Source organism: Streptomyces sp. NPDC093260, from assembly GCF_040683715.1.
In the GTDB taxonomy this organism is placed as follows: domain Bacteria; phylum Actinomycetota; class Actinomycetes; order Streptomycetales; family Streptomycetaceae; genus Streptomyces; species Streptomyces sennicomposti.
Map to the genome: position 1 here is coordinate 39,611 of NZ_JBFBEK010000036.1, position 19,905 is coordinate 59,515.

19 protein-coding genes and 3 pseudogenes are annotated in these 19,905 nt (G+C 70.3%); 13 read left to right on the forward strand and 9 right to left on the reverse strand.

The features are described 5' to 3' along the window. Positions 1-194 precede the first annotated feature (194 nt). Positions 195-359, forward strand: a complete 165-nt coding sequence (locus AB0N63_RS32005; RefSeq protein ID WP_365534604.1) for a hypothetical protein — start codon at positions 195-197, stop codon at positions 357-359. 57 nt (positions 360-416) lie between these two features. On the opposite strand, the gene AB0N63_RS32010 is transcribed toward AB0N63_RS32005, so the two are convergent. Next, a complete protein-coding gene (locus tag AB0N63_RS32010; RefSeq protein ID WP_365534606.1) occupies positions 417-788 on the reverse strand; it encodes an STAS domain-containing protein in 372 nt (123 codons plus the stop codon). A 182-nt stretch (positions 789-970) separates the two neighbouring features. On the opposite strand from AB0N63_RS32010, the gene AB0N63_RS32015 reads away from it, so the two are divergent. Both AB0N63_RS32015 and AB0N63_RS32020 read left to right on the forward strand, forming a co-directional pair. Next, positions 971-1,435: an ATP-binding protein gene (locus tag AB0N63_RS32015; RefSeq protein WP_365534681.1), complete on the forward strand. Its 465-nt coding sequence runs from the start codon at positions 971-973 to the stop codon at positions 1,433-1,435. Between the two features lie 361 nt (positions 1,436-1,796). After that, complete coding sequence (locus AB0N63_RS32020) at positions 1,797-1,922, forward strand: hypothetical protein (RefSeq protein ID WP_365534607.1); 126 nt, start codon at positions 1,797-1,799, stop codon at positions 1,920-1,922. Positions 1,923-2,287: 365 nt separating this feature from the next. Here AB0N63_RS32020 and AB0N63_RS32025 read toward each other — a convergent pair whose 3' ends face one another. After that, positions 2,288-2,590, reverse strand: coding sequence for a hypothetical protein (locus AB0N63_RS32025; RefSeq protein ID WP_365534610.1), 303 nt, complete (start codon positions 2,588-2,590; stop codon positions 2,288-2,290). A 151-nt stretch (positions 2,591-2,741) separates the two neighbouring features. Continuing rightward, on the reverse strand, positions 2,742-3,602 hold the full coding sequence (locus AB0N63_RS32030; RefSeq protein WP_365534612.1) for a LysR family transcriptional regulator: 861 nt from the start codon (positions 3,600-3,602) through the stop codon (positions 2,742-2,744). A gap of 87 nt (positions 3,603-3,689) precedes the next feature. Between AB0N63_RS32030 and AB0N63_RS32035 the strand changes: the two genes are divergently transcribed. Further along, a complete protein-coding gene (locus AB0N63_RS32035; protein WP_365534615.1) occupies positions 3,690-4,415 on the forward strand; it encodes an SDR family oxidoreductase in 726 nt (241 codons plus the stop codon). Positions 4,416-4,746: 331 nt separating this feature from the next. Beyond that, positions 4,747-5,495, forward strand: a pseudogene (locus AB0N63_RS32040) (transposase family protein). Between the two features lie 153 nt (positions 5,496-5,648). On the opposite strand, the gene AB0N63_RS32045 reads toward AB0N63_RS32040, so the two are convergent. Then, positions 5,649-6,218, reverse strand: a complete 570-nt coding sequence (locus AB0N63_RS32045) for a DinB family protein (protein ID WP_365534617.1) — start codon at positions 6,216-6,218, stop codon at positions 5,649-5,651. A gap of 250 nt (positions 6,219-6,468) precedes the next feature. Beyond that, positions 6,469-8,403: an NB-ARC domain-containing protein gene (locus AB0N63_RS32050; RefSeq protein WP_365534619.1), complete on the reverse strand. Its 1,935-nt coding sequence runs from the start codon at positions 8,401-8,403 to the stop codon at positions 6,469-6,471. 1,060 nt (positions 8,404-9,463) lie between these two features. On the opposite strand from AB0N63_RS32050, the gene AB0N63_RS32055 reads away from it, so the two are divergent. Further along, positions 9,464-11,890 (forward strand): SdrD B-like domain-containing protein, encoded by a 2,427-nt coding sequence (locus tag AB0N63_RS32055; protein ID WP_365534683.1) that lies wholly within the window; start codon positions 9,464-9,466, stop codon positions 11,888-11,890. A gap of 266 nt (positions 11,891-12,156) precedes the next feature. Further along, a complete protein-coding gene (locus AB0N63_RS32060; protein WP_365534685.1) occupies positions 12,157-12,855 on the forward strand; it encodes a hypothetical protein in 699 nt (232 codons plus the stop codon). A 7-nt stretch (positions 12,856-12,862) separates the two neighbouring features. Here the strand turns inward: AB0N63_RS32060 and AB0N63_RS32065 are convergent, their stop codons facing one another. Then, a complete protein-coding gene (locus AB0N63_RS32065; RefSeq protein ID WP_365534622.1) occupies positions 12,863-14,200 on the reverse strand; it encodes a right-handed parallel beta-helix repeat-containing protein in 1,338 nt (445 codons plus the stop codon). 88 nt (positions 14,201-14,288) lie between these two features. On the opposite strand from AB0N63_RS32065, the gene AB0N63_RS32070 reads away from it, so the two are divergent. From AB0N63_RS32070 to AB0N63_RS32095, 6 genes and pseudogenes are all read left to right on the forward strand, one after another. Next, on the forward strand, positions 14,289-15,446 hold the full coding sequence (locus AB0N63_RS32070; protein ID WP_365534624.1) for a Dyp-type peroxidase: 1,158 nt from the start codon (positions 14,289-14,291) through the stop codon (positions 15,444-15,446). 33 nt (positions 15,447-15,479) lie between these two features. Further along, a pseudogene (locus AB0N63_RS32075) lies at positions 15,480-15,825 on the forward strand (cytochrome P450); the annotation flags it as partial. 140 nt (positions 15,826-15,965) lie between these two features. Next, positions 15,966-16,302 (forward strand): annotated as a pseudogene (locus tag AB0N63_RS32080) (transposase); the annotation flags it as partial. Between the two features lie 95 nt (positions 16,303-16,397). Further along, positions 16,398-16,646 (forward strand): helicase associated domain-containing protein, encoded by a 249-nt coding sequence (locus AB0N63_RS32085; RefSeq protein WP_365534627.1) that lies wholly within the window; start codon positions 16,398-16,400, stop codon positions 16,644-16,646. A 66-nt stretch (positions 16,647-16,712) separates the two neighbouring features. Beyond that, the gene (locus AB0N63_RS32090) at positions 16,713-17,021 is read left to right on the forward strand and encodes a transposase (RefSeq protein ID WP_365534629.1); all 309 of its coding nucleotides are present in this window, start codon (positions 16,713-16,715) and stop codon (positions 17,019-17,021) included. After that, positions 17,018-17,941: an IS3 family transposase gene (locus AB0N63_RS32095; protein ID WP_365534631.1), complete on the forward strand. Its 924-nt coding sequence runs from the start codon at positions 17,018-17,020 to the stop codon at positions 17,939-17,941. Before AB0N63_RS32090 ends, AB0N63_RS32095 begins: the two co-directional genes overlap by 4 nt. Before the next feature lie 37 nt (positions 17,942-17,978). On the opposite strand, the gene AB0N63_RS32100 is transcribed toward AB0N63_RS32095, so the two are convergent. The 3 genes from AB0N63_RS32100 to AB0N63_RS32110 form a co-directional block, all read right to left on the reverse strand. Further along, complete coding sequence (locus AB0N63_RS32100; RefSeq protein ID WP_365534633.1) at positions 17,979-18,461, reverse strand: DUF5959 family protein; 483 nt, start codon at positions 18,459-18,461, stop codon at positions 17,979-17,981. Between the two features lie 75 nt (positions 18,462-18,536). Then, on the reverse strand, positions 18,537-19,064 hold the full coding sequence (locus AB0N63_RS32105) for a transposase (RefSeq protein ID WP_365534688.1): 528 nt from the start codon (positions 19,062-19,064) through the stop codon (positions 18,537-18,539). Then, entirely contained in the window at positions 19,061-19,600 is a 540-nt protein-coding gene (locus AB0N63_RS32110; RefSeq protein WP_365534636.1) for a winged helix-turn-helix domain-containing protein, read from the reverse strand. Before AB0N63_RS32110 ends, AB0N63_RS32105 begins: the two co-directional genes overlap by 4 nt. Positions 19,601-19,905: the final 305 nt, after the last annotated feature.

Genomic DNA, 19,905 nt, shown 5'->3' on the forward strand with positions numbered 1-19,905 from the left:
GGCGTGGACGGCGGCCCAGGAGTGCCCGAAGCGCAGGAGCTCGGCGGCGGTGACCGCGGCGTCGGTGTCGACGCCTCGATCTGGATGAACCGGAGCCTCTTGATGTAGCCGAGCAGCCCCGGCCGCTCGGCGTCACCCGCCGTCAGCGACAGCACCGGCGCGTACAGGTCACCGAGTCCGCCGGAGGCCTGTACGTGGAACGCGGCGACCGCCTCGTTGAACGGGGCCTTGAGAGCTCTGCGGGAGGGTCGCTGATCTTTCGGCCGCGTCGCCAGCACGGGCGCACGGGCGTCGACGGCATCGCCACGGTGGTGATCTGCCTCATCGGCGTCGCCGGTCTGGTCATCATCGCCGCCTGACCGGAGCCGCCCCGCTGCCGCGGCTGTGGCCTGGTCGGGCGGCGGGGCACCGGGGTGTCAGGACTCAAGTGCGCTGGTGAGGGTGGGATGGCAGTCGATGACCTCGTCGATGCCGACGAGTTGCAGGGTGCGCAGCACGGTGGGGGTGGGTGCGGCCAGGCGCAGCCAGCCTCCCGCCGGGGCGGTATCGCGGTGGGCGGTGAGGAGGATGTTGATGCCGCTGGAGTCCATGAAGGTGACCTGCCCGAGGTCGGCGACGATGCGCGTGGCGCCGTCGGTGGCGTCGAGGGCGTGGCGGAGGGTGTCGCCGGTGTGGTGGTCGATCTCCCCGGCGAGGGTCACGACGCGGACGCCGCCGTCGGCCGGGGTGGCGGTGGCCGACAGCCCGGCCGGCTCAGGCGCCGGGTCGGTGGAATGTGCGTCTGTCATGTGGTCTTCGGCCATGCGGGTGATACTGGCACATCGAGCCCCCGTCCACAGCGCTGCCCGCACGCTGCGGACAGGCCAGTGGAGTGCGAGGCGTACAGGGCGCGAGCGCGGGTAAACACGCTCGGGCTGTGCGCGGATATGAACGCGGTGTAGTGAAGGCGGCAGCAGTGGAGTCAGTGCCCGTGGGGGAGGACGGCGTCACGCCGGATGATCAGGGCGTACAGGCTGCGGTCGTGTGGGACGGCGGCGGCGCCGACATAGCGCGCGCCCGTCGTATGGCCGCCGGGTTTCTCACCCGGGTGCAGGACGAGCGCGGTGTGCCGGTCTCGCAGCGGGCGCTGGACCTCACGCAGCTGGTGGTGAGCGAGCTGGTCACCAACGCCCGCGAGTACGCGCCCGGGCCGGCCCTGCTGGACCTGCGCGTCACCGGCGGCATGGTGGAGGTGTCGGTGTGGGACTCCGATCCGGTGCTGCCGGTCGCGAGGGCCGCGGACGCCGGCCGGGTCGGGCAGCACGGTCTGGAGATCGTGATGGCCGTCGCCCAGGGTTTTGAGGCGCAGCGCGAGCCGGTCGGCAAACGCATCACCGCCCGCCTGGCCCTGGCCGACGACCCCGGCGGAGACATCACCGGACGCCCACCCCTGTAACGCCAGGGCGGTCAGCACACACGTGCCTTTCACGCCAGCCGGCCGGTATTCGGCCGCAGCCCGGCACCCGCATCCAGACCGTTTACCCGTGAGGGGTCGGGATCTGCCCACTGACGAATGATCAACGGATTCGTCCGGGCGTGTCGGTGGCGATTGCCGGAAGCAGGGTGCACCGCCGGGGCCGGACCACACCGCGGGTCCGGTCACCTCGCTCCCGGCACGAGTTCGTGAAAAGGGGAGATCAGGACATGGCGAACGAGCTGCGCTACGGGACCGGATCCACCTTCTCAGCCTCTACCAGGGCGACGGGGGCTACCTCGACGTCCACGGAGGGGCGGGCACGGCGGGTGGACAGTACGGGGTGTCCACCGCGACGGTCGCCAACCGCGACGGGGCCAGCGGCACCTGGGAGATCGTCTCGGGATCCTGCGCGGCCGCCGGCACGACGGTCAGGAGCGACGACATCGTCTGCCTGCGCAACCTCTAGGGCGGCAACGGCGGCTACCTCGACGTCAGCGGCGGCGTCAGCAGTCCGGCGGCATCCACGACGTCACCACCGCCTACGGCAAGGACCGCGACGGCAACAGCAGCCGCTGGCAGTCTTCGACACCACCTCCACTCCCGGCGACGGCCTGGTCCGCTTCAACGGCACCGTCCAACTGTGGAACACCTACGCCAACCGCGGCGGCTTCCTGGAGACCAACGGCGGCGGCAGCGCCTCCGGCGCCCGCTTCGGCATCGACACCAACGCCTACGCCAACCGCTCCAGCTCCAACGTCACCTTCTGGAAGGTCCCACCCGCCACCTGACCTCTGTGCCGCACGCACCGTGCCCTCCGGCTCCGGGGACCTGTCAGGGCGGGGACTCGGTCGTGTCGTCTGCTGGCTTCCTCTCAGCGGCGGGGTCGTCGGTTGTGGCTGCCGGCCCCGCCGCCGAAGCCGGCTGCACGCGTTCGATGTAGGCCAGCGCGGCCTGGTCGTCCATCCTCGGCAGAATCCGGTTCGTGTGCCGTCGCCACATCGCTGCCGTCCGGGCGTAGGAGACCACGGGAACCACACGGGTGATGAACGCGCCTGCGCCCTGCAGGAAGCTACTTCGCTTCGACTCACTCGTACAGTTCCACTCGGAAGTCGCGCCGCCCTTCTTGAACCCCACACTTCAGTCAGGCGGTGTCTGGTAGGCCTCTGGTGAGAGTCGTCCGTCGATCTCCTCGTCCACAGCTCCCCCGATGAGGATGCAGGCACGTAAGGCACTGACTGGCCGCTCCGGAGCCGTTTGGCGTGGAGGGTCACGGCGTGGACGCGACTCAGGGCGTGTTGCGAATTCGGGCTGCGGCTCGGACCAGTGCGGCGATGGCCGACGAGTGGTGGCCAGCTGGCCATGCGAGCACGGTCGTGATGACCGGGGCATCGACGACGGGGACCGCGACATGGTCGGGCCACTGCCAGGCGCGACTGGAGGCGGGGATGACGAGCAGGGTCTTGCCCAGCGCGACGAGCTGGGCAAGTTGTGACTGGGTGTGCACCTCTGGCCCGGGACCGTCGGGGTAGGAGCCGTCGAGCCGGGGCCATCGGGCGATGGGAAGATCCGGAACGTTGCTGACGTCTTCGAGGGTGAGCTGAGGTCGCGCGGCGAGGGGGTGCCCCGAGGGGAGGAGTGCGACTTGGCCTTCGGTGTAGAGGTCTGCGGTATCGAAGCCGGCCAGGTCGTCGACCGGACGGTGCATGAGGGCCACGTCCGCGCGCCCGCTGCGCAGGAACCGCGCCTGCTCGCCGACCTCGCACAGGACGACGTCGACCGGTGCCGTGTGGGTGTCGGCTGCCGACAAGGCGAGCAGGCGTTGAAGCAGTTCGTGTGATGCACCGGCCTTCGTCACCAGTACCAGTGCCTGCTGTTCATTCCCTGCCCGCCGGGTCCGGCGCGCGGCAGCCGTAACCGCATCGAGGGCTACGCGTGATTCGCGCAGCAGCACACCGCCGGCGTCTGTGAGGGCCACCACTCGTCGGTTCCGTGACAGGAGCTGGACCCCGAGCCGGTGCTCCAGCTGGCGGATGGCGCGCGACAGCGGTGGCTGCGCGATCCCGAGCCGCTCGGCCGCGCGCCCGAAGTGCAGCTCCTCGGCGACCGCGACGAAGTACCGCAACTCACGGGTTTCCAGGTCGTCCATGCACGTGCCCTATCCACCATGTGATACCTGCTGGGTATCACAGTGTACTGGATCGATATTGGACGAAACGGCCGCTGTGCGCGGAGCATGAGCAGCGTGAATAACACCAAGACAGCGTTGGTCACCGGCGCGAATAAGGGAATCGGCTTCGCCATCGCTCAGGGTCTCGGAGCTCTTGGCTTCACCGTCGCAGTGGGGGCGCGTGATGACGCTCGACGCGAAGAGGCCGTGGAGCGGTTGCGTGCCGCCGGCACAGACGCGTTCGGAGTCGCCCTCGATGTCACCTCCGACGCCAGTGTCGCTGCAGCGGCGGTGAGCATCGAGAAGGAAGCTGGGCGACTTGACGTCCTCGTAAACAATGCAGGAATCTCCGGGCAGTTCGCGGACGGGGCGCAGGACCCCACTACGCTCGACCTCGACGTCTTGCGCACAGTCCTGGAAACGAACGTGCTCGGGGTTGTCCGGGTGACGAACGTGATGCTCCCGCTGCTCAGCCGAGCGGCCTCGCCCCGGATCGTCAACATGTCCAGCACCATGGGCTCTCTGACGCTGCAGACCGGCCCGGTCATGGCCGCTTACGCACCTTCCAAGTCGATGCTCAACAGCGTCACAGCCCAGTACGCCCGCCGATTCGCTGACACGAACATCATTGTCAACCTGGCATGCCCCGGTTACGTGGCAACGGACTTCACCGGATTCGCCGGGGACCGAACAGCTGAGCAGGGCGCTGCGATCGCCCTTCGGCTCGCCACCCTGCCCGACGACGGCCCCCGGGGCGGCTTCTTCGACGACAACGGGGTCGTCGCCTGGTAACTCCGCGCGGGCAAGGCGGCGCGACAGCGATGGGCACGACCTGCACCCGCCCCACTGTCCATCACTGGCCGCCGTTGGCCGAGCTCTCGGTCCGGATCATGCGGCGCAGGCCCTCTCGGGCACCAGCGAGATCGTCCTGGCCCTCGTTGAGGTGTCGGGTCAGTTCCGCGGCCTCGGCCGGCGCGGCGTCGCGCTCAGTTCGCAGGCGCTGGTTCTCGGCCGTGAGTTCCTCGACCCGGGTGCCGAGGTCGGCGGCGCCGAATTGGTCGAGCTGGCTGGCTCCCACGCCGTTGGGGAAGGTGTCCGAAGTCTCAACCCGCAGGTACAGGTGCTGGTTCCTTATTCTGCCGCACTCGACCTGCCCCACGCCCTGGTCGAGTGGGTGACCATGCTCATCGTCACCCGTGAGGGTCACCGCCGCTGCGAGTTCCCACCGCGCCAGCGTGCCCTGGTCGGCCTGGTATACCTGCGCCGGCACGACACCCTCGCCCAGCTTGCTGTCGGGTCCGGCATCTCCGTCGGCACCGCCCACGCCTACACGACAGCCGTCGTCGACCTGCTCGCCGACGTCCACCCGGCCTGCTGCGCGCCCTGCGCGAGGCGGAACCGGACTACGTCCTGCTCGACGGCACCCTGGCGGAGTGCGACCGGGTCGGCGACAGCCGGGCCGACTTCTCCCACGAACACCGACGGCACGGGGTGAACGTGCAGGTGGTGACCGACCCGGCCGGGCGGCTGCTGCGGATCTCGCCGACGCTGCCCGGTCGCGCGCAGGATCTCACTGCGGCCCGCACTCACCGGATCCTCCGGATCTGCGAACGCCAGGGCGTTCCCATCCTTGCCGACCGCGCCTACATGGGAGCCGGCCCCTGGGTGACGACACCCCTCAGACGCCCGCCGGGCCGTGACCTCACGCCGACCCGGCAAAGCGTCAAGCGCGCGCTGTCCGCGGCACGGGCACCGGTCGAGCGAGGCGTCGCGCGCTTGAAGTCCTGACGCATCTTCCGCCGATCCCGGTGCAGCCCGAATCGAGTGTCGTCAATCTCCGCGGCCGTCCTCACTCTGGAGCGGCAGCGCTGAAAGACCTCACTGTCTTCACGCGACTCAGGGTCCGGCGCTGATCTTCCCGGTCGTGCACCCGATCACGCGCCGGGCCTCCACCGTGCCCACCAGCCCGGAAACACCGCCGACGGCATCACCTCAGACAGGCCAACCCCAGTGGACGAGCGGAAGCTAACCCATGGTCTTGGCGCCGTCCAGGGACTCGCGGATGATGTCGGCGTGGCCGGCGTGCTGGGCGGTCTCGGTGATGATGTGCATCAGTACCCGGCGGGCCGACCATCGCGCGCCCGGCTGGGACCACGGGGACTTCGGTAGTGGTTGTGTGGCGTCCAGGTCGGGGAGGGTGGCGACCAGTTCGTCGGTTCGGCGGGCTACCTCGGCGTAGTCGGCGAGCACGCCGGTCAGCGTCTCGCCGGGCAGCATCCGGAACTCGTCGGCTCGTCGGGCCCAGTCGGCCTCGGTCATGGTGGTGAAGTCGGGCATCGCCGACGGGCCGTCCAGGATGAACCGCGCCCAGGCCCGTTCGACCGCGGTGACATGTTTGATCAGGCCGCCCAGGCACAGTTGGCTGGCGGTCGTCCGGCGTCCGGCCTGCTCGTCGGTGAGGTCACGGGTGGTGAAGCGCAGGAAGTGCCGATGCTTGGCCAGGGTCTCCAGCAAGTCGGCGCGCTCGCCAGTGGCGGTCGGCTCAAGGGCCGCGTCGTGGGCGGCCAGTTCGTGGACAGTCACGGTCTCGCTCATGGTCGCTGCCTTCCGTGGTTTGTGTTCCGCTGGGCAAGGAGGACGCTAAGGGACCTGTAGGTCGGTTTCCGACCTAGATGACCGGAGGGGTGAGGATGCTGATGCTTGACCTGTCGGGGCGGCGGGATACTCCTGGCCATCTCCTTGGATGATGTGTGCCCGGGCGCGGGGATCGACCGTCAGGCGCGCGCTGCCCGCCACGCGGCGGGACTGGCCAACGCGTCGGCTCGCGGGCGGTGGAGGAGTTCGGCTAAGGCCGTGGTGACGCCGACCGGATCCCCGTTTTCCCCCGCCACCAAGCAAGGTTGCGGGACGTGGTGAGGGTGTCGGGGTGGTCGGGGCCCAGCACCCGTAGGAAGTCTGCGAGCAGTTCGGCGTAGGCCGCGGCGGCGCCGGCCGCATCTCCCGCCTCCCCCTGCCAGTGGGCGAGGTTGTGGCGGGTGGCGAGGGTGTTGGGGTGGTCGGGGCCCAGGATTCGTAGTGAGTCTGCGAGCAGTTCGGCGTAGGCTGCGGCGGCGCCGGCCGCATCACCACTCGCCTTCCCCCGCCAGTGGGCGAGGTTGCTCCGGGTGGTGAGGATGTTGGGGTGGTCGGGGCCCAGCACCCGCTGCTGGTCTGGAAGGAGCTCGGCGAAGGCCGTGGCGGTGCCGGCCGCACCCTCACCCGCCTTCCCCCGCCAGTGGGCGAGGTTGCTCCGGGCGGCGAGGGTGTTGAGGTGGTCGGGGCCCAGGATTCGCAGGGAGTCCGCGAGCAGTTCGGCGTAGGCTGCGGCGGCGCCGGCCGCATCTCCTGATTCCCCCCGCCAGCGGGCATGGCTGTTGCGGGCGGCGAGGGCATCGCGGTGGTCAGGGCCCAGCCGGGTGCCGGCGGCACCGGTCAAGTACTGGAAGTGGTGCAGTGCGGCTGCTACCTGGCCGCTCTCGCCGAGGCTTTGACCGGTCCGAAAGAGAACCGGGCGCGCGTCCTCGCTCTGGTACAGGGCGTCTTCGGAGTGCCGGGCCAGGGCGTCGGTGTTGGCGCGCAGGGTCTGGGCGAGGGCGGTGTCGCGTTCGATGTCGGGCCAGACGCTGGTGAGGGCGTCGGCGGCGGTGAGGGCAAGCCGGTCGCGTTGCTGCTGTGTGAGGGCGTCACGGACTGCGCGCTGGATGATCTGGTGAACGCGGACGGCCTGGTGATGGCTTGCCGTGTTGTGGTCGATGAGGCTGAAGCGGTGCAGGGTGCGGAGCGCCCGTACGGCGTCCCGGGAAGTGACCATCGTGGTCGGTTCAGTAGTGCCGGTGCGGTGTTCGGTGAGGTGGGCCAGGGCGGGCGGGCTGGTCAGAACGGTGTCGGGGATGCCGTTGGGGTCGAGGCATGCGGTGAGCTGCAGCATGGGGCGGGCCAGACCGTGTGGGGGCAGTTGGTCGGCGCGTTTGAGGGACAGGTCCCAGACGGCGGCCGCGGTGGCGGTCTGGTCGTCCAGGAGCCCCGACGGGTCGGGGAGCAGCTCGGTGAGGGTCAGCGCGTGGTCGGCCAGCAGGGTGCGGTAGGCGGCGCAGTCGAGGTCTTCGTTGATGAGGTACGCGGCGGCCTGCGAGAGGGCCAGGGGGAGGTGGCCGAGGCCGGTGGCGAGGGCGGCGAGTTCGTGTGCGGTTTCGGTGCGGCTGCGGGAGGCGAGCGTGGCGGTCAGGTAGGCCAGCGCTTCGTCTTCGGTGAACAGGCCCACGGGCACCAGGCGCTGGTTGCGGCCGGTGAGTGCGGCTTCCCGGCGGCGGGTGGTGACCAGCGTGCGACCGTACGGGCTGGTGGGAGGCCACAGGTGGTGCAGGTCGGCGGGGTCGGCGAGGTCGTCCAGCACGACGAGCCAACGCCGCTGGTCGCTGCCGGGTTTGGGCTGCAGCCAGGCCAGGAACGCCGACGCGGCACGCTCCGGATCGGCCGGGTCGACGCCGAGGAGATCGGCGGCGGCCTGGGCGTAGGCGGAGACGACCGCGGTGCGGCTGGCCGCCGTGACCCACACCAACAAGTCCACCTCGCCCTTGTCCCATGCCTGGCGGCTGTGGTGGGCGGCGAGTTGTGTCTTGCCGACCCCGCCCATCCCGGCCAGTACCTGGCCCAGCACCACCGTGCCGCCCTCGGCCACGGCCTGCTCCAGTGCCGTGGCGGCCGCACGGTTCTGGAAGCAGTCGGCCTGCCGGGGCAGCACCCCCACTTGGTGCCGGCCGCGCACCAGCGGTCGCGGGGCGGCGTAGTGGGTGATCTGCCCGCCGCAGGCTATGTAGCCGACCGCGACGCTACCGTCGCGGGCATACGCGGACAGACCACCTCCCGGTGCCAGGACCTCGAACGAAGGCCGGGTGGCGGGTGGGCTTGTGGTGGCCGGTCCGTTCAGCCCTGGGACGGATCCGGCGTCGAAGGGTTGTCGACGCGTGCCCCTCCATGGATCACCCCGGCGGCGATCGACCCGTTCTCGGCGTGGATGTCGGCGTCGCCGGCCACGGCCAGGCCACCTGGTCCGGCAACCGCGCTGCTCTGCCGTTGGGCACATGACGGTCAATGACCAGATCGCGGGCCTCAACCACTCCGTCGAGACCGGGGAGTGGGCGCCGGGGACCACGTGCTCCTCGTGGCCCAAGGGGCGGGTGTCTCCGTCACCTGTGCCATGGTCCGCATCAAGTACCCGCCGGCCTGGGCCGCCGTACGCGTCTGAGCCGGGCACGACCGGCCGCCACGACGCTTTTTCGCACATTCTTCCGGGCGCCATTTCCGGGGCGCTCGGAGACCGTCACGAATTCCGAGGGATGTCACAGGTTCCGGTGGTGACGGCGAGATCCCAGCGGATAGGATGTCGCGCGCTGCTCGCGATGGCGGTCGGCGAGGTCGGCGGTGGGGGCGGGCATACCGTGATTGAGCTGCGGGAAAACACGGCACGGAGCGGTCCTGCCCGGGGTTCTGAACGCGCGTTCGCCTGCACCGGCATGCTGTGTTTACACCTCGTCCACGACACTTTCGAAGGACCATCGCAAAGCGGCCCGTGCGACAGCAGTGGGCCCTTTTTCTTTTCCGTGGCGTGCGCGGCCGGTGTTCGCCGCTGAGCCAGGAAGAAGACGTGCAGCGGGAATCGGGGGCTTCGTTCTCACGACCAGAGAAGTGTGGAGTGTGATGCCATGAACCGAGTCGGCAGAGATTCGCGCCGGCCGGCCAGAAGGCTCGTGGAGCCGCTGGCGCGCATAGGGGTGTCCGGCCTCTTAGTGGCGGGCGGCGCCGTGGGGGCCTCGGCCGGGCAGGCCGCCGCTTCGGCCGCCGACGGCACGCTGACGGTCGAGGTGCTGCGCGACTTCTTCGGCACCGGCGTGATCAACACGACGATGGACGTGCCGCAGCGGGGCATGAAGGTGCGGGTCACCGACCCCGCCGGGCACGAGGTCACCGGCGTCACGGACACCACTGGCAAGGTCATGGTGTCGCAGTCGGCGCAGCTCAGCGGCGGCCACTACCGCGTCGACGTCAGCATCCCGGCACCGTACAGCGGCTATCTGCGGGCGGCGCCCGCGTCGACGGCGGAGAACCACTTCGACAGCTTCACGTCGTTCGTGGACGTGTCGGAGGGCAAGGACGCCTCCGTGGTGACGGCGGTGTGGAACCCGGCCGACTACACGCTGCCGGACACCCGGTACTTCGTACCGGTCCACAACGGCGCCAACGGGACCGACACCCGCGCCCTGGTGGCGTTCGGGACGAAGACCCGGGGCACCTGTCCCACCGATGTGGCGTGCCCGGCCACGCTGGCCACGCAGGACCAGGTGGGCACGACGTTCGGACTGGCGTACGACACGGACCGGACCCGCCTGTTCCAGAGCGCGTTCGCCCGCCGGTACGCCCCGTACGGGCCGCAGGGCGGGGGCGCGATCTACACGGTGCCGGTCAACGGCTCGGGTGCGCCCAAGCTGTTCGCGCGGGTGCCGGACGCCACGGTGACGCGGCACGACACGGCCAACCTGGTCAAGGACGCCGGGTTCACCGACGCGCCGGGCAAGGAGAGCATCGGCGGCCTGACCCTGTCCGAGGACGGCTCCACGCTGTACGCGGTGAACCTGCGGACCCGCAGCCTGGTGAGCTTCGACGCGACTGGTGCCAGCGCCTCGGGGCCGAAGTCGACGGTCCCGATCCCGGACCCGGGGTGCGCGAGCCCTGAGGACTGGCGGCCGTTCGGCCTCCAGTTCCACGACAACAAGCTGTACGTCGGCGGCGTGTGCAGCGCGGAGAGCACCCAGCAGCGCGCGGACCTGAAGGCCGTCGTCTCCACCTACGACGGCAAGCGGTTCACCACGGTGCTGAGCCACGCGCTCGACTTCGAACGCGGCACCGTCTTCGGCGCCGGTGACAAGGCCACCCACTGGAACCCGTGGAACACCGGCCTGGACACGTGGGACGACCGGAAGTCGGGCAACGTCTTCATCGACCCGCAGCCGGAGTTGAGCTCCCTCGCCTTCGGCCGCGACGGCTCCATCATTCTCGGTTTCCGCGACCGGTTCATGGACGCGGTCAGCTGGGGAGGGCTGGACCCCCGCCCGGGCAACGGCACGGCGGAGAACGGCATGTCCGGTGGTGACATCACCATGGTCTGCGCCACTCCCTCCGGTGAGTACCAGTGGGAAGGCACCGGGAGCTGCCCCAACCACGCCACCCCCGCCAACAACGGCGGCGAGCCAGCCGACGTCGTCGAGTACTTCCCGGGCGACTTCTACGCCAACGCGCACCAGGAGACCGCGCTCGGCTCGGTGGCCTACATCCCGCAGCAGCAGTGGGTCGTCAGCACGGAGTTCGACCCGGTCGTGAACGTCGCGACCTCGGGGACCGGCTACCACGACATCACGACCGGTCAGGGCCCGGGCAACAACCCCACCGCCAACGGGTTCCAGTTCGTCAGCCGGGAACAAGGCGGATTCGGCAAGGCCGGCGGACTCGGTGACATCGCGTACGCGGCGGCGAACGCGCCGATCCAGATCGGTAACGTCGTGTGGTTCGACGGCGACCACAACGGCATCCAGGACCCGGGGCACGTGCTGCTGCCGGGGGCGACGATCAACCTGCTGGACGCGGACGGCAAGCAGGTCGCCACGACCACGACCAACGAGGCCGGCGAGTACTACTTCGGCGGTGTCGGCGCCGCGTACGAGCTCACGCCGGGCGCGAAGTACACGGTGCAGTTCGACGTGTGCACCGCGGACACCAGCCAGGTACCCGGGCAGCCCCCGGCGAGCGCGCTGCGGTTCACGCTCCCGCGCGCCGGTGCCGACCGTGCGCACGACTCCAATGTGACGCCGCCGACCACCGGGGAGCTGTGCAACGGCTCCGCGCCCGTCACGGCGCCCGCCAAGCCGGGCGGGGTCGACCACACGATCGACGCCGGGGTGTACATCCCGAAGGAGTCGCCGACACCGACGCCGACTCCGAGCTCGACACCGAGTTCGACGCCGTCCTCGAGCCCGACGCCGGTGCCGTCCTCGCCGCCGGGGGCCACGCCGCCTCCCGCGCCGCCCGCGGGCCCGGCCCCGGGTGGTGGGGGCGGTTCCATGGCGAACACCGGTATGACCGGGCTGCCAGGGATGATCGGCCTCGTGGCGCTGCTGGTGGGCGTGGGCCTGGCCCTCGCGTACCTGAGCCGTAAGCGCCGCGTCCAGCAACACTGAACACCGGCACGAACCGAACCAGCGGTACGAACACGACGAACCGGATGACAGTGATCTGCCTGCCCGTGGCCCGTACGGCGCGGGCAGGCAGATCAGGTCTGGGCCGGGAGTCGCGGTGACGGAGAGGGTGAAGCGGGGAAGTGGCAGCCTCGAACCGCGTGCGGAGCAGGAGAATTCGGCAAGCTCCACCGGACCGTCCGGCTGACCGGCGCCGATGGCCGCGACCACGCTGGGTGGCGACCGTCGTCGGCGTCACGGCCGTCGCGGTGACCGCGTTCCTGTTCGGCGGCGCCGACTCCGGCTCCGACGGACCGCGCGCACTGACGTCCGACGAGGCCAACCGGCTGGCACTCACCCGGTTCCGCAACTACGAGGCGCGGGGGCGCGCGGTCACCCTCACCGTGCCCGGCACCGCCGGCGGGCTGACCGTCACCGCGTCCGTCGACTACCGGGGCAGGCTCGGTTACGGCGTGGTGCGCGGCACCGGGCGCGACACGTCCAGCGACGGGCTGATCGCGTGGACGGCCACCTCGGTGTCGGTCCACCCGATGGCGAACGTCCCGGCGCACGCCCCTGCGTCGCCGCCCCGCTCGGGCTGGTACAGCCGTTCGCTGCGGTCGTCCGGCAGCTCATTGGACAGCTCGCTGGCCATCGCGCTCAACCTCGGCGCCGACCGGCCGGACAACGCCGAACTGCTGCCGCAGAACGGCGCCGCCTGGGTGGGGTCGGACCGGGTGCGCGGGCACCGGGTGGACGTCATGACCGGGCCGTCCTCCCGTGACCGCGCCGGTACGGCCGGCAGCGTGCGCTACTGGATCGGCTCGGACGGCACCATGTACCGGGTCCGCGTCGACGTGCGTTCCGCGCCGCAGCCGGTGTTCATCGACTTCGACACCCAGACGTACGTCCCGGTCGAGGCGGTACCCGGAATCACTCCGACCTCGAACCCGACCCCGTCATCATGACCGTCGTTCACGACGTCCGCACCCGCGCGCCCGCGGCGAGCAGGGACGCCGACGGCAGCGGGATGTCCGCCGTGTCCGGCATGGCGGGGACGGCCGGTACGACGGTGGCGCCCGTCGTACCGGCGTGGGGGAACTGAGGCTGTGGCGCGGGCGCCGCGACCTCGGTGAACGGGATGCCACCGGGCGCCTTCGGCGCCGTCCACCGGCCGCCCGGCGAAGCCGCCCCGGCCGGCGGCGGGCAGGACGCGGTGGTCGCGAGCCGGGCGGGCACGGTGCTGCGCAGCTTGTTGCCGCGTAGGCAGTTGCCCCGACCGCGTGTGGCGGTGGGGAACGTCCAGCCGACGTCGACGCCGTTGCCGGTGAACGTGTTCTCCACGATCTGGTTGTCGAGTGGCGGCAGGTCCGCGGTCGCGGTGATCACCAGCCCGGCGTTGCCGTTGTCGGCGACCCGGTTGCGGAGGAACCGGTTGGCGCTGCCGCCGTCGACACCGATGCCGGTGCCCCACCCGCCGTCGGCCTGCTCCGGGGTGGCCGTCTGCTGGTTGGCGGCGATCAGGTTGCCCGCGATGACGGCCCCACGCTGCGGGAGCAACTTCTCCTGGTGGTCGGAGTTGGTGGTCAGGCCGACCCGGTTGCCGACGAGGCGGTTGCCGAGCACGTACATGTCGCCGCTCGCGTTGGTGCCCTCGTAACCGACCGCGTTGAGTTCGGCGACGTTGTCCCGCACCAAGATGTGACACGGCTTGCACTGCCCGACGTAGATCCCCGAGTCGGCCCCGCCCGACGCGTACGAGTGCTCGATGACACCGTTCTGCGCGGAGAACGCGTAGATGCCGTACAGCCCGTTGCGGGTCGCGGTCACGTACGAGACCAGGAACGACTTCAGGAAGGTCACGGGCTCGTCGCCCGTGTCGTAGCCGCCGCTCTGCCCCGGCAGCCCTGCGGCGGCCGCCGCCGAACCCGTGACCAGCACCCCGTTCTGCGTGTTGTTCCGCACCGTCAGGTTCTGCACGGCCACCCCGGGCGCCGCGACGACGACACCGTTCGGCTGCCGCAACCGCCCGTCGATGACGACCTTGTCCCGGGACTCGCCGCGGAGGGTGATGCGGGATGTCCTGATCCGCACCGATTCGTGGTACACGCCGGGAGCGACCAGCACCAGATCACCGGGCCGGGCCAGGGACACCGCGGCCGAGATCGTCGGTGCGTCGCCGGGCACGCGGATCGTCACCCGCGCGCCGCTCGGCCGCAGGCCTTCGCCCGATCCGCCGTCGCCGCCGCAGCCGGCCACCAGGGTCAGCGTGGTCACTACCGCCGCCATCACGCGAAGAGCTAATCGAGGCATGATCCCCAGTCTGGCACGACGCCCAATTCCACGCCAGAAACGATAGGTTGACCGGCACGCGGGAACCCGGTGTGGCACCCTGCACACCATGCACCGAGCCGTTCGCCACCCGTCGCGCCGCGCGTTCCTCGAAGTCACCGGCGCCATGGTGGCCGCCGGTCTGATCACCGGCTGCGCCTCGGACTCCGCCCGGCCGGGCCGGCCCGGCCCGGCCGCTGCTGCCACCCCGAGGCCGGTGCCGGTGACCGGCCGGCACCAGGCGGGCATCACGGTTCCCCAGCCGGCCCAGCGCAACCTGCTGGCCGTGGTGGCCGACCTCCGTGCCACTGTGACCGCCGGTCCGCTCCTGGCCGAACTCGGCCGGACCATCGGCGCACTCGTCGCGGGCGACGACCGGCGGCTGCTGGGCCTGCCGCCGGGCGACCTCACCGTGACCGTCGGTGTGGGCCCCCGGCTGGTGCGCGCGGCCGATGCCTCGCTGCCCGGCGCGACCGACCTCCCGCGCTTCTCGCGCGAGCGGATCGCCTCGCGGGCCCGCGGCGGTGACCTGCTGCTACAGATCTGCGCCAGCGACGCGCTGCTCCCCCCGGTCGTCGCCGCCGCGCTCCTGGATCAGGCCGGGGACCGCGTCCGCGAACGCTGGCGGCAGTCCGCGCTCCGCGGTGTGAACGTGCCCATCGGCAACGGCCTCACCGCGCCACGAAACCCGCTCGGCTTCATCGACGGCATCGTGGGACCGCACACGGCCGCCGAACAACGACGCGACCTGTGGCTGTCCGGGCCCCCCTCGGTGGCCGGCGGCACCCTCGCCGTACTCCGGCGCATGGAACTCGACCTGCCCCGGTTCGCCGCCCTGTCCGTCGCCGAGCAGGAAGCGGTCTTCGGGCGGCGCCGGACCGGCGGCGCCCCGCTCTCCGGCGGTACCGTCGGCTCCGTCCCGGACCTCGGCGCCAAGACACCCGACGGACGCTACCTCGTCCCCGTGGACGCCCACGTCCGCCGGGCGAACCCCACCGTGGTCGGCACCGGCCTCATGCTCCGCCGCTCCTACAGCATCGACGAGCCCGCCCCCGGCCTGCTCTTCATCAGCTTCCAGAACGACCTGCGGACCTTCACCGCGACCCTCACCCACATGGACACCTCCGACGCGCTGCTGCGGTTCACCACCACGACCGCCAGCGCGACGTTCCTGATCCTCCCCGGCTTCGACCGGCGACACCCGCTCGGCTCCCGCCTGTTCGGCTGACCGAGCCGCCCGACGACTGGAGGCGCCGCCCTCATCCGCATCCCCGGCCCCGGACACCAGGAGGACGGCGGGCTGATCGCCGTCGCCGCCGCGGGCGGGCTGCACCGCTACCAACCGCGCCTGCACGACGCCCACGGACCCGTCGTACGCTTCCAACTGCCGGGCACGGGCACGGCCGTGTCGATCGCCGACCCCGTGCTCCTGGAGGCCACGGCACCTCGACGAGCGGCCCGCGGAACTCTTCGCCTTCCTGGACCCGCTGGGTGAGGCGGACAACCTGCAAGTGCTCCCGGCCGGCGAACACACGCCCTTGCGCCGACTGCTGCTCTCGGTGCTCGCCGGACGCCCGTCCGACGAACGGCACTTCTCGTACTTCACCGAGCCAGCGGCGAACCGGTCGAGGTGCGCGACCGGCGGCACAAGCCTGTCGGCTCCCCGGCGCTCGCTACGGCGCTGTGCCCGCGCCTGGGCGGTCGGCCAACGCCAGCCCAGCACCGGGGAGCGCCCTGGGTCAGGACGCAGGCCGGTCGCCGCAACCTCGTTGAGGTGATCCGACCCAAGGCTCCGCGCATGGCTGCCCGGCTGATCGACGAGGTCTTCGACGCCCTCGACGAGCAGAGCGTCGTGGTCCCGGGCACCGGCACCCTTGACCTCGTGATCCCGTCTTTGGCCCGTTCGCTCGCGGCCGTCCCCGAACAGCGACAAGCCCTGGAAAGCGCAGATCGGCCAGCTGCTGGAGGCACACCCTCTTTCCGCGGTCCTGACCTCGATCCCGGGGGTCGCGGTCAGGACCGCCGCCACGCTGCTGGTCACCGTCGGCAACGGCACCAGCGTCCCCACCGCCGCCCACCTCGCCTGCAGCCGCGGGGTGCGTGTTCTCCGTGGATCGAGGTCCCCGACAACTTGGTCGTCGGGACGAGGCCGGCGTAGGAACACGTCACCAGCGACGGCTTGGCCCTGGGCCAGTGGATCGGCCAGCAACGCTCTCTCTACGCCGCAGACGCCCTGCCGGCCGACCGCATCGCCGCCCTCACCAGCATGGGACTGTCCTGGCCGCATCCCCCCGAAAGCTTTGAACACCACCTGGCCCAGATCACCGCCTGCGCCGCCCGCCACGGCACCCTCGCCCTGGGCAAGAACGCCCACGGCGGCAACCGCCGCCTGGCCGCCTGGCCGGAGGACCATGCGCCGCCGCGCTGAGGTTCCCCCGAGATGCGGGGAAAGGTGACAGTGGGTCAGATGGGTCTCACGAGAGGAGCCCGGACGATGCCTGCCCCGAGGAAATACCCGCTGGAGTTGCGTGAGCGTGCGGTCCGGATGTACCGGACTGCCGAGCCGAAGCCTGTGATCCGCCGCATGGCCGAGGAGCTCGGCGTGCATCATGAGGCCCTGCGTAACTGGATCCGCCAGGCCGAGGCCGACGCCGGCGAGCGCGACGACCTGCTCACCACCGAGGAGAAAGAGGAGCTCGCCCAGCTCCGGTGGGAAGTGCGGGAACTACGCCGGGCGAACGAGGTCCTGCGGACAGCCTCGGCTTTTTTCGCCGCGCAGCTCGACCAGACCCGGCCCAGGTGACCGCGCTCCTCGACGAGCACCCGCACCTGGGGGTTGAGCCCGTACTCCGGGAACTGCACATCCCCTCCTCCACCTGCTACCGCTGGCGCCGGGCCGAGGAGGAACCCTGTGAACGGCGCCGTCGGGACACCGAGCTGACCGGACAGATCCGGCAGATCCACCAGGACTCCGGGGGGATCTACGGATCGCCCAGGGTCCATGCCGTCCTGAAGCGCGAGGGCGTTCATGTCGGCCGCAAGCGGGTGGAGCGGCTCATGCGCCAGGCCGGCCTGGCCGGGATCAGCCCCCGCAGGAGCAAGGGATTCACCCGCCGCGACCCGGATGCCGACCTCGCCCCTGACCTGGTGCAACGTGACTTCACGGCAGCCGCACCGAACCGGCTGTGGGTCACCGACCTGACCATGGTCCCCACCCTGGAGGGGCCACTGTGGCTGTCGGCGATCCGTGATGCCTTCTCCCGCAGAGTCGTGGCCTGGGAAACCTCCGCACACGCGGACGCCGACCTGGTCCTCACCTCGCTCGAGTACGCGCTGGCCAGCCAAAAGGTCGCCCCCGGCGAACTCGTCCACCATGCCGATCACGGCACGCAATACACGTCCATCAAGCTCACAACACGCCTGGTCAGAGCAGGGGTCCAAGCGTCCATGGGCTCGGTCGGCGACTCCTTCGACAATGCCCTGGCGGAGAACCTGTGGATGCTGGTCAAGACCGAGTGCATCCGCGGCCGCGTCTTCGCGACCAGGGCCGAGGCGAACCTCGCGCTTTTCGAGTACATCGACGGCTTCTATAACCCCCGCCGCATCCAGAAGCGGCTCGGCTACCTCAGCCCCATCGAGTTCGAGGAGAAGCACTACGCCCACCAGGTGGCGGCCGAACAAGTGAACCTGAAACCACGACAACCCGCCCTGACCAGCTACTGAGATTGAAAGCGTGATGTCGGCTGCCTGGATCAGGTGGTCACCGCTTGCGATTGGGGCTCCACTCGTAGGTTCCTGGGGCCGTCTCGATGACTTCGCGCGGCCAGGACTGCCGGACCTGTTCCAGGCGCCCGCGGTGCTCCGCGATCCAGTCTCCCTGGGGTCGGGTCCCCAGGACCGCCGTAAGGCGGTCCGGGTCGCTGACCTGGATCGACAGCCAGCCGTCTTCGTGTACGTGGATGTCGAGGCTCAGGCCGCGGTCTCCGCCGATGCTGGCTGTCTGGCCTGGTCCCAGGCTGGACAGCTCCTGCTCCCAGGAGTCCAGGTCATGCTGGAAGAGGTAAAGGTCGAGCCGGGCGTCGACGAAACTCGCGGAAGCGAGTACGTCCGCGTGCAGGATGTCGTGGCCGGTTAGCACGCCCGGCTGGAACCGCCCAGTGACGCGGACGATGCAGCGATTCCCGTCCGGATCAGCCAGGTGGATAAGGTCCATCGGAGCGGGCTCGGTCATGAAGCTGCTCACTTTCGTGTGCTGATGCGGACTGCATCGTCTCCTATCACTGGAGGAGCGACACAGTCAGGACCCGGCATGGCGGAGTCACGTGGCCAGGGCCAAGCCGGTGCCGGCGAGACAGCCGTCAATCACGTCCGGCCGATACTGGAGCGTCTTGAGCCGATGCTTGACCGCGCGGGTGACTTGGCTGAGGCCGGCGGCGGCGAGGTTGCCGATGTCGCGCTTGACCAGGGACCACACGCCCTCGGTTGGGTTGAGGTCGGGCGCGTAGGTGGGCAGCTGAATGACGGTGAGCCATTCGGCGTTCGCGTCGATGAACTCGCGCAGGGGCTTCGGCAGGTGTAGTCGGACGTTGTCCCAGACCAGCACGATCGGCCCGCCCAACTGAATGCGGGCCCGGACGATCAGATCACGGAAGTCGCGCCAGCCGAAGCCCTTCGGCTGGCCCTTGCGCCCCGTGTACTCCCGGACCGCATAGAACAGCCGGGCCCGCTCACCAGCCTTGTAGCAAGTCATTCCCGCCATCGACACTCGCCCGGAACCGCGGCCGCGCACCCGCACGACCGGCGTGCAGCCCCGACGGCCCCAGGTCCTGGCACGCGGCGGAGTCATCGACTGCCCGGCCTCGTCCTCAAAGACAATCCAGGCCCCGCGCTCCGCCGCGACGCTCTTACCCACGGCCAGGTCTCCTTCTTCCAGACTTCGACCGAGGTGTCATCCCGCTCGATGGCCCTCCGGGCAGGCTGCTGCCACGACCAGCCATGCCGCTTGAGCAGCAGCCATGTGCCCTCGACCGTGTACGAGACGTGAAACAAGCGACCGATCAGCGCCTTGATCCGAGCCAGAGTCCACCGCTGATCCGTCCAGCCATGGACGAGCGGTCCTCGCTCCAACTCCCTTTCCAGCTTCTCGATCTGCGTATCACTGAGCCTCGGTCGGCCTGGGGATCCTTTCGACAGGACGCCGGCCTCACCACCCTCGCGCCACTGGCGACGCCACCTCTCCACCGACCGCTCGCTGACCCGCAGCGCGGCAGCGATCTCTCGATTCTTCTGCCCGCCCTCGAAGCGTTCCACGGCTTGCAACCGAAGACGCTCCCGCGCGGCCCTCCCGGCGTCGGTCAGCCCGCCACCCTGTGCGTATCTCACAGACCAGGGCTACCGGAACGGTGGTACCACTGTCAGGGGAACGGATCCGACATCACCCAATCAAGTTCAGTAGCCCGGAATCTTACGCTGGCGGATTGCCTGAGTTGCCGAGCAGGCTGGCGAGAGGAACTGCCAGGGCTGCGGCGAACGGGCGGGAGGGGCGTCGGCTGCGACTCCTGGCATTGTCGAGCGCATTGGGGCTCACTTCAACAGAAGTTGTGGCACGACGAACCAGTAGCTAGCAGGCTGTTCTCCGTGTCGAGACTTGATTTTGCGAGCAGGCTACGCAGCAGCCCTCTGAGGCG